Here is a 12,754-nt window from a genome sequence, read left to right on the forward strand (position 1 = left end):
TCACGCGGAGGCGCGATGCAAGTACCCGCCGCATTCGAATACGCGAAAGCGACGACGGTGAGCCAGACCCTCGAACTGCTGTCCCAGTGGGGCGAGGACGCCCGGGTCATCGCCGGCGGTCACAGCCTGATCCCGATGATGAAGCTCCGACTGGCCCGGCCGACCGCGCTGATCGACATCAACGACGTCAGCGAGCTGTCCTACATCCGGGTCGAGGGCGGCGAGCTGCGGATCGGTGCGCTGACCCGGCACGCCGATCTGCTCGACTCCGCGCTCGTCGAGGAGCACTACCGAATCTTCCGCGACGCGGAGCGGGTGATCGCCGACCCGATCGTGCGCAACCGCGGCACCGTCGGCGGGTCGCTGTGCCAGGCGGACCCGGCCGAGGACCTCTCCGCCGCGTTCGCCGCCGTCGACGCCTCGGTCGTCATCCACGGTCCGCGGGGGTCGCGCACCGTGAAGCTGACCGAGTTCCACGTCGGGCCCTACGAGACGGTCGTCGAGGCCGGCGAGCTGCTCACCGAGGTGCGCGTGCCGATCCGCCCGGGTGGCGGCTCCGCGTACACGAAGGTCGAGCGCCGCGTCGGTGACTGGGCGGTCGCCGCGGCCGGCGCCGCGATCTGGACCGACGCCGCGGGCACCGTCAGCAACGTCGGCATCGGCCTGGCCGCCGTGGGCGCCGAGCACTTCCGGGCAGCGGAGGCCGAGGCGTACCTCGTCGGCAAGCCCGCCACGGAGGAGAGCTTCGCCGAGGCGGGGCGCATCGCCGCCGAGCACAGCAACCCGGTCGCCGACCAGCGCGGACCGGTCGACTACAAGCGCCACCTCGCGGGGGAGCTGACCGTGCGCGCGCTGCGCGCCGCGGCCGCCCGTGCGCGTGGGCAGGAGGCCTGATCATGCAGATCACCGTGACGGTGAACGGCGAAAGCCACACCCGCGACGTGGAGCCCCGGCTGCTGCTGGTGCACTTCCTGCGCAACGAGCTCGGCCTCACCGGGACGCACTGGGGCTGCGACACGTCCAACTGCGGCGTGTGCACCGTGACCCTGGACGGCGTGCCCGTCAAGTCCTGCACCGTCCTGGCGGTGATGGCCGACGGCAAGCAGGTCGGCACCGTCGAAGGGCTCGAGCGTGCGGACGGCCTGGACCCGGTCCAGCAGGGCTTCGTGCAGTGCCACGGGCTGCAGTGCGGCTTCTGCACCCCCGGCATGATGCTCACCGCCCGCTGCCTGCTCGACAAGAACCCCGACCCGTCGGAGCAGGAGATCCGCGAGGCGATCTCCGGCCAGCTCTGCCGGTGCACGGGTTACGAGAACATCGTCCGCTCGGTCCGCTGGGCGGCGGAGCACGAGGCTGCAGCGAAGGCCGAGGTGACGTCATGACCGTGACCGAGACCCCCATGGGCTTCGGCCGCATGCACCGCAAGGAAGACGCGCGGTTCGTGCGCGGCAAGGGCAACTACGTCGACGACGTCAACCTGCCCGGCATGCTGCACGGCTCGTTCCTGCGCAGCCCGTACGCCCACGCGAAGATCGTCTCGATCGACACGAGCGCGGCGGAGGCGCTGCCGGGCGTCAAGGCCGTCATCACGGGTGCCGTCCTGGAGACGCTGAAGCTCGCGTGGATGCCGACCCTGTCCTACGACACGCAGGCCGTGCTCGCGACCGACAAGGTCCGCTTCCAGAACCAGGAGGTCGCCTTCGTCGTCGCCGAGAACCACTACATCGCGCGGGACGCGCTCGAGCTCATCGAGGTCGAGTACGAGCCGCTGCCGGTCGTGGCGGACGCGAAGCAGGCCCTCGCCCCGGACGCCCCGGTCATCCGGGACGACAAGGAGGGCAAGACCGACAACCACATCTTCGACTGGTCCGCCGGCGACGCGGAGAAGACCGACGCGGTCTTCGCCTCGTCGGAGGTCGTGGTCAGCGAGGACATCCTGTACCCGCGGGTGCACCCCTCGCCGCTGGAGACGTGCGGCGCGGTCGCCGACTTCGACAAGGTCAGCGGCAAGCTGACGATCTACTCGACCACCCAGGCGCCGCACGCGCACCGGACCGTCTACGCGCTCGTCGCGGGGCTGCCGGAGCACAAGATCCGGGTCATCTCCCCCGACATCGGCGGCGGCTTCGGCGGCAAGGTCGGCATCTACCCCGGCTACGTCCTGGCGATCGTCGGCTCCATCGTCACCGGCAAGCCGGTGAAGTGGATGGAGGACCGCAACGAGCACCTGACGGCCACCGCGTTCGCCCGCGACTACCACATGCGCGGCGAGATCGCGGCGACGAAGGACGGCAGGATCCGCGCCCTGCGGGTCAAGGTCCTCGCCGACCACGGCGCCTTCAACGGCACCGCCCAGCCGACCAAGTTCCCGGCCGGCTTCTTCCACATCTTCACCGGGTCCTACGACCTGGAGGCGGCGTCCTGCGACGTCACCGGCGTCTACACCAACAAGGCCCCGGGCGGCGTCGCGTACGCCTGCTCCTTCCGGATCACCGAGGCCGCGTACCTCGTCGAGCGCATGATCGACGTGCTGGCGTTCGAGCTGAAGATGGACCCGGCCGAGCTGCGGCTGAAGAACCTGCTCAAGCCGGAGCAGTTCCCGTACACCACGCCCACCGGCTGGGAGTACGACTCCGGCGACTACCCGCGCGCGCTCCGGCTCGCCATGGACATGGTCGAGTACGACAAGCTCCGCGCGGAGCAGGCCGACAAGCTCAGCCGCGGCGAGTACATGGGCATCGGCATCAGCTTCTTCACCGAGGGCGTCGGGGCCGGCCCCCGCAAGCACATGGACATCCTCGGCCTGGGCATGGCCGACGGCGCCGAGCTGCGGGTCCACCCGACCGGCAAGGCGGTGCTGCGGCTGTCGGTGCAGACGCAGGGCCAGGGCCACGAGACGACGTTCGCGCAGATCGTCGCCGAGGAGCTGGGCATCTCGCCCGATGACATCGACGTCGTGCACGGCGACACCGACCAGACCCCGTTCGGCCTCGGCACCTACGGCTCGCGCTCGACGCCGGTCTCCGGCGCGGCGACCGCGATCGTGGCCCGCAAGGTCCGCGACCGGGCCCGGATCGTGGCGTCGGCGATGCTCGAGGTGTCCCCGGACGACCTGGAGTGGGAGAAGGGGAAGTTCTTCGTCAAGGGCGACCCCGACCAGGCCAAGACGATCCAGGAGATCGCGATGGCCGCGCACTCGAGCCTGGAGCTGCCCGAGGGCGTCGAGGGCCACCTGGACGCGACGACGGTCTACAACCCGCCGAACCTGACCTACCCGTTCGGCGCGTACATCTGCGTCGTCGACGTCGACCCGGCCACCGGCCAGGTCAAGGTCCGCCGGTTCATCGCCGTCGACGACTGCGGCGTGCGGATCAACCCGATGATCGTCGAGGGCCAGGTGCACGGCGGTCTCGCCGACGGCATCGGCATGGCGCTCATGCAGCTCATGGCGTTCGACGAGGACGGCAACCACCTCGGCGCGTCGCTCATGGACTACCTGCTGCCGACCTCGCTGGAGTGCCCGTCGTGGGAGCTCGGCGAGACGGTCACGCCGTCGCCGCACCACCCGATCGGCGCCAAGGGCGTCGGCGAGTCCGCGACGGTCGGCTCGCCGGCCGCCGTGGTCAACGCGGTCCTCGACGCGCTGAAGCCCCTCGGGGTCCGGCACGCCGACATGCCCCTCACCCCGTCCAACGTGTGGCGCGCCGCGCAGGGCCGCCCGATCCGAACGGACCTCGCCATCTCATGACCGACCTCCTTCATCGCGCCGACCGGTTGCGCGCCGACCGCACCCCGTTCGTCCTCGCGACGGTCGTGCGGGCCGAGCGGCCGACCAGTGCCAAGGCGGGAGACCGCGCCCTCGTGCTGCCGGACGGCACGATGGAGGGGTTCGTCGGTGGCACCTGCGCCGAGTCGACCGTCCGTCTCCAGGGGCTCCGGCTGCTGGAGACGGGCGAGTCGACGCTGCTGCGCATCACGCCCGACGGCGCCGACGTCACCTCCGAGCGGGAAGGTCTGCTCACCGTCTCCAACCCGTGCCTGTCCGGCGGGACCCTCGAGATCTTCCTGGAGACGATGATTCCGGCGCCGCTGGTGTACGTGCAAGGCGAGGCTCCCGTCGCCCGGGCGATGGTGGACGTCGCGCGATCCATCGGCTGGGAAGCGGTCAGCGGGCCCGCTTCGGCGGTGCCGCTGGACGCGTCCGCGGTCGTCGTCGCCTCCCACGGGCGCGACGAGATCGAGTCCCTCACCGCGGCGGTCAGGGCGGACGTGCCGTACATCGCGCTGGTCGCCAGCCGTAAGCGGGCTCTTGCGGTCATCGGCGAACTGCCGCTGACGGACCTGGAGAAGGCGCGCATCCACGCGCCGGCCGGGCTGGACATCGGCGCGCGGACGGCGCCGGAGATCGCGCTGTCCATTCTCGCCGAGGTCATCTCCAAGCGGCCCCGGCAGACCGCCCCGCCGCCCGGCCGGATCGAGCTGCCGTTGCTCCAGCCGGTCGCCAAGGCCGCTGTCTCCAAGGTCGCGGTCGCCAAGGACGTCATCTGCGCGATGGACGTGGCGATCTCGCCGGACGCGCTGCAGTACGAGCACGAGGGCACCATGTACTACTTCTGCGGCTCCGGCTGCCGGCGGGCGTTCATCGACAACCCGGCCCGGTACCTGTGACGGCCTCGGTCGAGGAGCTGGTCGACGGCCTGTCCGAGCAGGGCTACCTCGCCGACCAGGGGCTCGCCACGGCGCTGTTCCTGTCGGTGCGGCTCGGCCAGCCGATCCTGTTGGAGGGCGAGCCCGGGGTCGGCAAGACCGCCGCCGCGGGCGCCCTCGCCGCGTCGCTGGACACCCCGCTCATCCGGTTGCAGTGCTACGAGGGGCTCAGCGCCGCCGAGGCCCTGTACGAGTGGAACTACCCGCGCCAGCTGCTGGGGATCCGGCTCGCCGAGGCGCGCGGCGAGGTGCCCCGGGAGGCGGACCTGTTCGCCCCCGAGTACCTGCTGCGCCGCCCGCTGCTCGCCGCGATCGAGCACCCCGGGCCGCGCCCGGCGGTGCTGCTCATCGACGAGGTCGACCGGGCCGACGACGAGTTCGAGGCGTTCCTGTTCGAGCTCCTGGCCGAGGGCTCGGTGACCATCCCCGAGCTGGGGACGCGGACCGCCGTGGTGCCGCCGATCGTCGTGCTGACCAGCAACCGGACCCGCGACCTGCACGACGCGCTGCTGCGGCGCTGCCTGTACCACTGGATCGGCTACCCCGACGCGCACCGGGTCGCGGCGATCATCCGGCAGCGGGTGCCGGGCGCCGACGAGCTCCTCGCCGCCCAGGTCGCCGGCGCGGTGTCGCGGCTGCGCGGGCTGGACCTCACCAAGCCACCCGGCGTCGCCGAGGCGATCAGCTGGGCCAACGCGCTGCGCCTGCTGGGCCTGCCCCTGGACGAGAAGTCCGCCGGCGCGACCCTCGGCGCCGTCCTGAAGTACCGCGAGGACGAGGAGCTGGCCCGCCGGACGGGACTGGCGGACCTTGCCACGGGGTGACCTGGCCGGGCTCGTCGCCGCCTTCGGCGCGGCGCTGCACGACGCGGGCCTGCCCGTCGGACCGGACCGCGGCGAGCGCTTCGCCCGCGCCGTCACGCTCCTCGCACCCACCACCACCGCGGAGCTGCACCGCTGCGCGCGGGCGACGCTGACCTGCCACCCCGAGCAGTTCGAGATCCTCGACCGGGTCTTCGACGCGGTCTTCCGCGGCTACGCCGACGACCCGGCCGACTTCCGCGGCGACCCCAACGCCACCGGCACGTCCACGACCACCGGGTCCGGCGGCTTCTCCAGCGCGGGCCCGTCGTCGGAGTCGCCGTCCTCCTCGCAGGCGCCCGCCCGCGAGGTCGAGATCCCGGTCGCCACCGTCGGCAGCGCGGCGGAGCGGCTCGCCTCCCGCGACTTCGCCACGCTGACGCCCGAGGAGCTCGCGGCGCTGCAGGACCTGATGCGGCGGCTCGCCGTCGCCACCCCGCCGCGCCGGACCCGCCGCATGCGCGCGAGGCCGCTCGGTGCCGCCGTCGACCTCCGGGCCACCCTGCGGCGGGCCAGGCGCTCGGGCGGGCATCCGGTGCGGCTGATGCGCCGGGAGCCCCGGCTGCGGCCGCGGCGGCTCGTCGCGCTGTGCGACATCTCCGGATCCATGGAGCCCTACGCCAGGGCGATGCTGCAGCTGCTGTACTGCGCGGCCGGCACCTCGCACGCCGAGGTGTTCACGTTCGCCACCCGGCTGACCCGCCTCACGAAGGTGCTCGCCCGCACCCGCCCGGCGGTCGCGCTCGCCCGCGCCGGGCAGGCCGCCCCCGACTGGTCCGGCGGCACCCGCATCGGGGCCGCGCTGAAGGCCTTCAACGACGGCTACGGCCGCCGCGGGATGGCCCGCGGCGCGATCGTCCTCATCGTCTCCGACGGCTGGGAGACCGGCGACCCGGCGCAGGTCGGCGTCGAGATGGCCCGGCTGTCCCGCCTCGCCCACCGGATCGTGTGGGTCAACCCCCGGACCCAGAGCCCCCGCTACCGGCCCCTCGTCGGTGGCATGGCCGCCGCGTGGCCCTACTGCGACGCGGTGGTCAGCGCCCACTCCCTCACCGCTCTCGACCCCCTCCTGGCCGCGCTCGAAGGCCATTCTCGAAGGACGTGACCGTCAATGCTGCTCACCAATGAGTTCGTCGTCCACCGGCCCCTCGAAGAGACCTGGGCGGTGCTGACCGACCTGGAGCGGATCGCCCCCTGCATGCCCGGCGCCCAGCTGACGTCGGTGCAGGGGGACGAGTACCACGGCAAGGTCAAGGTGAAGGTCGGCCCGATGACCGCCCAGTTCTCGGGCGTGGCCACCTTCAAGGAGCGCGACGACGCGGCGCACCGGGCGGTGATCGACGCCCGCGGCCGCGACGCGTCCGGCAAGGGCCGCGCGTCGGCGCTCGTCACGGCGGTGCTGACGGCGGAGGGCGAATCGACGAAGGTGACCGTGGAGACGGACCTGACGATCGCCGGCCCGCTGGCGCAGATGGGTCGCAGCACGATCGGCGACATCAGCACCCGGCTGCTCGGCCAGTTCGTGACGAACCTGGAGGCGCAGCTGGCTGAGTCCACCCCCGCGGCCTCGCCTGCAGATCGTGTGGAGGAGGTCGAGGCGGTTCTGCCGACCGCTCCCGTCCCCGACGCGAACGGCGTGACGACCGCGCCCGCGCAGCAGGCCGTCCGCGTCATCGACGGTCCTGACGCGGCACCCGTCAACCTGCTGGAGACCGCCGGGACCACGAACCTCGTGAAGATCGCGGTGCCGGTCGTCATCCTCGTCGCGGCGGTCGTCGCGCTGGTCGTCTGGCTGGTCTGAACAGGCCGAGGGGCACCGGTCGGATCGCGACCGGTGCCCCTCGCCTTTCCTCACCCCATCCGATGCGGCCGCCCAATCAACCGCAGGTGAAGACCGCCGGGGCCGCGTTCGGACCCCACGCCACCTTGCCGACGAGCAGGATCGTCGTCGACTCGCCCGGCTTCAGCCGGCTCTGCCACGGCTTGACCTTCACCGAGGCGCCGGTCTGCGTCGCGGTGCCGTTGACCGCGAGGTCGACCTTCTGCGTGCCGGTGTAGGCGAAGCCCAGCGCCCAGTCGTTCAGCGTCTGGCGGGACGTGTTGCGGACCGTCACGGAGGCGATGTAGACGCCGCCGAGGTCCAGGACCCTGGTGTAGGTGACGGTGCACGGCTGCTTCGCGACCGCGCCGCCCTCACCCTGGTCCGCCAGGAACGACGCCACGAACGACAGCGCCGAGTTCCAGTTGATCGTGATCTCGTTGGTCGACCACGACTCGATGTCGTCGACGTAGCAGAACTGCGGCTTGCAGCCCGCCAGGATCTTCGACGCGACCGGGTCCTGGATCGAGGAGTTCGGCCCGCCCGACAGCGACCCGGCCGGCGGGTTGGGCAGCGCCGGGTTGAGCTGGTGGGCGTACATCCGCGAGTGCTGGTTGTGCGACGCCCGCTCGCCGTAGCCGGTCACGTAGGACTGGTTGAGCGCGTTGCGGCCGAGGAGGTAGTCCATGCCCGTCAGGACACCGTCGCGGAACGCCGTGTCGCCGCTGATGTCGTACGCCGTGGCGATGACGGCCAGGTTGTTCACGACCAGGCCGTTGGAGCCCCAGTCGAACTTCCCGTTGGACGGGTTGTAGGCGATGTTGTACGCGTTGCCCCGCAGCGTCTGCAGGTAGCCGCGGGCACCGTCCACAACGGACTGCCGCACCCGCGCCCGGTCGGCCAGCGCGTTGGGCACGGTCGCGAGGTCGAGCCGGCCGGCCGTCGCGGTGAACTTCCAGTCGAAGCCCTCCGGGCGGAACACGTCGGCGGTGTGCCACGGCGACGCCACGACCGCGTCCTGGTAGGCCTTCTCGCCGGTGCTGATGAACAGCTCCGCCGCGGCCCAGTAGAACTCGTCGGTCACGTTGTCGTCGTCGTACGCGCCGCCGCCGGTGCCGTCCGTGACGAGGGCGTAGCGGGCCGGGTTGGCGACCGCGGCCGCGTACGCCGTCTTCGCCGCGGCGAGCAGCTTCGCGGCGAACGCCTTGTCGTAGGGCTGGAAGAGCCGGGCGCCCTGGGCGGCGGTCGCGGCGAGGTTCAGCGTCGCGGCCGTCGACGGTGCGTGCAGCTCCCGCGGCTGCGGGTCGGCGGCGGGGTCGAGCGGCAGGCCGGTCCAGGCGGCGTCGTGCACCTTGTGGTGCACCATGCCGGCCAGGGGCTTGCCCGCCGGGACCTGCATCCGCAGCATGAACTCGAGCTCCCAGCGCGCCTCGTCGAGGACGTCGGGCACCTGGTTGCCGTGCTCCGGGACGCGCAGCGAGCCGTCGCCGAGCTTGTCCGCGCGGGCGCCGGCGGCGACCTTGGTCCGCTCGAAGGTGCTCAGCAGCTGGTACACCGAGATGCCGCCGTTGACGACGTACTTGCCGTGGTCGCCGGCGTCGTACCAGCCGCCGCGCACGTCGAGCCGGTAGTCGCACAGGCCCGGCTGGCACGGGACGTCCGTGTCGCCCTGGTTGGGCGCGACGCCGAGGTGGCCGGCCGCGCGGCCGTAGCCGGGGGCGATGCTGTCGAGGATCTCGATGCCGCTGCGCTGGGTGTAGTACCAGGACAGCGAGTCGGTGCGCAGCTTCTCGTAGGCGGCGTTGACCCCGATGTCGAAGGGCACGCTGGTCTCGCCGTCGGCGGTCAGCGTGTATCCGGCGCCCTTCACCCTGTACGAGCTGAAGTCGGCCGTCTGGACGTTCTGGCCGGAGGTGGCGTCGACCCCGGCCGGCGTGGTCGTGCCGGTGGCGACGACCGTGCCGGCGGCGCTGCGCAGCTGCCACGGCAGGCCGGTGGTCGCCTCGGTGACGACGGTGGCGGCCTTCGGGCCGTCGGCGAGGTAGCCGACCTGGTTGACCCGCACGCGGGGGCCGGTGTCCGGGACGTACACGGGCGGCGGAGCACCTCCCTGCAACGAGATGTCGTCGAGGCACAGCGTCCAGGCGGTCGCGCTGCCGCCGACCTGGAACGCGACCTGGCCCGCGTCGGTGTCGGCCGCCGCGGTGAACGTGTAACTGTAGGACTGTTGCGCCGCGGTGAGGGCCGGCGCCGCGGAGAGCTCCTGGGTGTAGGGCGGCGCCGCGAGCTGGACGTTGGCCCGGATCGTCACCGGCGTGCTGGCGCTGGCCTTGAAGGCGAGCTTGTACGACTCGCCGGCCTGCAGCTTGACGGCGTTCTGCCCGATGATGGCGTCCCACGGGTTGGTGGTCCCGGCGGGGATGGCCGCGCACAGCTGCCCGCCCACGACGGAGGCCGGCGCGTTGCCGGTCCACCACCACGGGTCGGTGCCGCTGTCGAAGGTGCCGTTGACGAGCTGTTCGGCCGGATCGGCGAGCGCGGCGGACGCGGTCATCGGCACGACCAGGACCGCCGCGACTAAGGCGAGCGAGAGTTTGCGCTTCACACAGACACCCCTTGTGGCGGAAGGGAAATGGGAGCGCTCCCACTGTGTCTCACCGCACACAAGGGTGTCAATACTCAAGCTGCCTAGCGTTTCAGGGTGGGAAACACGTACCAAACCAGCACGAACAACACCCCGAGCGTGGTGGCCGCCACGATCGCCCACGAGACCGCGACGACGACCTCGAACACGAGGAACACGGCGCCGACCACGGAGAGCCACAGGAACACGAGGCCGATCTGCGCGAGCGTGTCGCTCGTCTCGACGAGCTGCTCCTTGCGGCCCCGGCGGAACAGGATCCGGTGATGGCTGACCGGGGCGATCAGGCACAGCGTCGCCAGGGCGGTGAGCACCAGCGTCACGATGTACGTTCCACGCTGGACGGCCGTGATCTCCGCGAACCGCTGGCTGAACGGAATCGTCAGCAGGAAGGCGAACAAGATCTGCACGCCGGTCTGCGCGACCCGCAGCTCCTGCAGCAATTCGGTCCAATTCCGGTCGGAACGCTCAACGGGGCTCTCGTCGCGATCGGCCATGCGGGTTCTTTTACCCAACCGGTCGCCAGAACGAAACTGGCGATCGGGTCAAACCCGGCGCGTCGGGGCTGCGACCGGTTGCATGCTGGGCATATGGTCGCGAACGTGAGCGCACCCTTCGATGAGTTGACGTCCGGTCGACGCGCGTGGATCGCCCGGGCCGGGCTGGCCGAGCTCGCCTCCGCCGTCGGGCGCCCCGGCCGTGTGGCGGTCTCCATGCGGCCCGACCTGCTGGCGCGGGTCGACCAGCACGCCGCCGCGGTCCGCGAGTCCCTCGGTGGCACGCTGCTCGACCCGGTGGCCCTCGCCGGTTACGCGGCGGCGATCCGCGACGCCGCCAGGGACGCGGGCGAGACCCTCGACGACTGGTCCCGCCCGACCTGGGCGATGCTCCGCCTGCTGGCGGTCTGCTCGCTGATCCCCTCGTAGGCGCCTACTTGTTGCTCGCCTCAGGCGCTTACTTCAGGAAGCGCTTGTCGGCGTGCAGCGGGTCCGTCAGCCGGATGGTGATGAACTCGTTGTTGTCAGGCTGGCCCGGCGTGCGCCCGTTGGAGAACGGGAAGTTGTTGTCGTTGACCACGCCGAGGGTCTTGTCGTCGAGGATGACGACGTCCTCGATGGTCTGGAACGGGAACGTGAAGGTGCCCGTGTCCCCACCGAGGTGGCGCGGGTCGGCGAGGTTCATGAGGTCCGCCACGAGGGTCTTGTCGAGCTTGCCGTCGCGGTTGCGGTCGCGCTTGTCGGCGAGGTAGATCCGCTTGAACTTCGCGGTCGCGCCCTGGCCGTTGTCGCGCTCGATGACGAGGAAGCGGTCATCGTCGACGGCGATCGCGTCGCCGATCGCGTTGGCCGGGTCCTCCAGCTGGTAGATCCAGCGCTTGCCCGTGTACGCGCGGGACGCGACGTCGAACTCGTTGAGCCGCAGGCCGCCGGGCGCGTCGCCGGCGACGACGCCCTCCAGCAGCGCGTACAGCTTCCGGCCGTCGGGCGACTGGGCGAGGCCCTCGAAGCCCTTGCTGCTGTTCAGGTTCGGGTTGCCGGCCGGGTTCTCCGGCGCGCGGACCCCGTCGAGCGGGATCGGCGCCTGCAGCAGCCGCCCGGCGCGGTCGAAGTGCAGCAGGTACGGGCCGAACTCGTCGCCGATCCAGTACGTGCCGTCCTTCGCCCGCTGGATCGACTCGACGTCGAAGTCCGAGCCGGTGAGCACCCGGTCGGGGCGGGTCAGCGCGAACGGCACGAGACCGTTCGGGTCCGTGAGGTTGATGCCGCCGACCACGTCCACCGTGTGGTTGCCGTAGTCCGGGGCCACCCGGTGGATGCGCAGCACGAAGTCGGCGCTGTTGGCCTTGTTGCCGTAACCGTTGTCCGAGAGCACCTCGAACGTGCCGTCCCCATTGCGGGCGATGCCGCTGAAGCCCTGGACCGGCTGGTCGGCGAACGGCGGCGTGATCCCGTTGGACGGCGTGCCGCCCAACAGCGAGCCCGACGGGTCGCTGGCGGAGACGAACGTGGCCGCCGGCAGCGCGGCGAAGCCGGTCAGGGTGGCGCGGCCGTAGGTGTCGTGCGCTTCAGCGCTCGGCGCGGCAAGGGCCAGCGTCAGCACGCCGATACCCAAGCCGGCACCGGCACGTCGGAGATTCCTCATGGGCCGCGACGCTAACCGGCCCGGGTGAACCACCCAGGTGCTTCCGGTGATCGGCCTACGTTTTCTTGGTGATCGCTTCCTGGAGCGTGCGCAGCCGCGCGACGACGGCCGGCCCGTCGGTGATGCTGCCGCCGCCCTGGTAGTACACGAACGACACGCGCACGACGAGCTCGCCGCTGGCGGCCTCCACGTACGCCTCGCCGTCACCGGCGACCGAGAACGTCGACGCGTCGATCGACTTCGCGTCCTGCGCCGCGTTCTTGTCGTAGGCCACCTGCTGCGCGGCGCCCGACGAGGGGCGGACCAGCGTCAGGAACAGGTAGAAGTCGCCGGAGGCGCCGTCGACCGCGCACGCCTTGAGCGAGTCGGTGTCGCGGCGCTCCCTGGTGCCCGGCGCCTCGCCGAGCGCGGCCTTGAGCTGGTCGTCGGTGGCGATGCCGCACATGTCGGCGGTGTCGTAGACGGCGCCGTTGCGCTTCGCGTCCTGCGGACTGCCCTGCCCCGCCGGGTCGTCGCCGCAGCCGGCGAGCGCCAGTACGACGCCCGCCGACAGCACGGCTTTACGAATGGTCACGCAGTGTTTCT

The 12,754-nt window shown here is 71.6% G+C and carries 12 protein-coding genes; 8 read left to right on the forward strand and 4 right to left on the reverse strand.

What is annotated here, in order from left to right; translation table 11 throughout:
• Positions 1-15: 15 nt before the first annotated feature.
• From ABZ321_RS36015 to ABZ321_RS36045, 7 genes are read left to right on the forward strand one after another with little or no spacing between them, the layout of a single operon-like run.
• Positions 16-894, forward strand: coding sequence for a xanthine dehydrogenase family protein subunit M (locus ABZ321_RS36015; protein ID WP_354899797.1), 879 nt, complete (start codon positions 16-18; stop codon positions 892-894).
• A 2-nt stretch (positions 895-896) separates the two neighbouring features.
• A complete protein-coding gene (locus ABZ321_RS36020) occupies positions 897-1,382 on the forward strand; it encodes a (2Fe-2S)-binding protein (RefSeq protein ID WP_344501358.1) in 486 nt (161 codons plus the stop codon).
• On the forward strand, positions 1,379-3,748 hold the full coding sequence (locus ABZ321_RS36025) for an aerobic carbon-monoxide dehydrogenase large subunit (RefSeq protein ID WP_354899800.1): 2,370 nt from the start codon (positions 1,379-1,381) through the stop codon (positions 3,746-3,748). The genes ABZ321_RS36020 and ABZ321_RS36025 overlap by 4 nt, the downstream gene beginning before the upstream one ends.
• Positions 3,745-4,668, forward strand: coding sequence for an XdhC family protein (locus ABZ321_RS36030; protein WP_344501356.1), 924 nt, complete (start codon positions 3,745-3,747; stop codon positions 4,666-4,668). Before ABZ321_RS36025 ends, ABZ321_RS36030 begins: the two co-directional genes overlap by 4 nt.
• Positions 4,665-5,531 carry a MoxR family ATPase gene (locus tag ABZ321_RS36035; RefSeq protein WP_344501355.1) on the forward strand — a complete coding sequence of 289 codons (867 nt, stop codon included), beginning with the start codon at positions 4,665-4,667 and terminating at the stop codon, positions 5,529-5,531. Before ABZ321_RS36030 ends, ABZ321_RS36035 begins: the two co-directional genes overlap by 4 nt.
• The gene (locus ABZ321_RS36040; RefSeq protein WP_354899804.1) at positions 5,518-6,672 is read left to right on the forward strand and encodes a VWA domain-containing protein; all 1,155 of its coding nucleotides are present in this window, start codon (positions 5,518-5,520) and stop codon (positions 6,670-6,672) included. The genes ABZ321_RS36035 and ABZ321_RS36040 overlap by 14 nt, the downstream gene beginning before the upstream one ends.
• A 6-nt stretch (positions 6,673-6,678) precedes the next feature.
• Positions 6,679-7,368, forward strand: coding sequence for an SRPBCC family protein (locus ABZ321_RS36045; RefSeq protein WP_354899807.1), 690 nt, complete (start codon positions 6,679-6,681; stop codon positions 7,366-7,368).
• Between the two features lie 76 nt (positions 7,369-7,444).
• Here ABZ321_RS36045 and ABZ321_RS36050 read toward each other — a convergent pair whose 3' ends face one another.
• Together ABZ321_RS36050 and ABZ321_RS36055 are read right to left on the reverse strand one after the other, a co-directional pair.
• Positions 7,445-9,940, reverse strand: a complete 2,496-nt coding sequence (locus tag ABZ321_RS36050; RefSeq protein WP_354899853.1) for a glycoside hydrolase family 9 protein — start codon at positions 9,938-9,940, stop codon at positions 7,445-7,447.
• A gap of 134 nt (positions 9,941-10,074) precedes the next feature.
• A complete protein-coding gene (locus ABZ321_RS36055) occupies positions 10,075-10,524 on the reverse strand; it encodes a DUF6328 family protein (protein WP_344501352.1) in 450 nt (149 codons plus the stop codon).
• A 105-nt stretch (positions 10,525-10,629) separates the two neighbouring features.
• Between ABZ321_RS36055 and ABZ321_RS36060 the strand changes: the two genes are divergently transcribed.
• On the forward strand, positions 10,630-10,953 hold the full coding sequence (locus tag ABZ321_RS36060) for a DUF6401 family natural product biosynthesis protein (RefSeq protein WP_344501351.1): 324 nt from the start codon (positions 10,630-10,632) through the stop codon (positions 10,951-10,953).
• Positions 10,954-10,981: 28 nt separating this feature from the next.
• On the opposite strand, the gene ABZ321_RS36065 is transcribed toward ABZ321_RS36060, so the two are convergent.
• Together ABZ321_RS36065 and ABZ321_RS36070 are read right to left on the reverse strand one after the other, a co-directional pair.
• Positions 10,982-12,169, reverse strand: a complete 1,188-nt coding sequence (locus ABZ321_RS36065; RefSeq protein WP_354899810.1) for an esterase-like activity of phytase family protein — start codon at positions 12,167-12,169, stop codon at positions 10,982-10,984.
• A gap of 55 nt (positions 12,170-12,224) precedes the next feature.
• Complete coding sequence (locus ABZ321_RS36070; RefSeq protein ID WP_354899813.1) at positions 12,225-12,743, reverse strand: hypothetical protein; 519 nt, start codon at positions 12,741-12,743, stop codon at positions 12,225-12,227.
• Positions 12,744-12,754 lie beyond the last annotated feature (11 nt).

It is taken from the genome of Dactylosporangium sp. NPDC006015 (assembly GCF_040614215.1).
GTDB lineage: Bacteria > Actinomycetota > Actinomycetes > Mycobacteriales > Micromonosporaceae > Dactylosporangium > Dactylosporangium maewongense.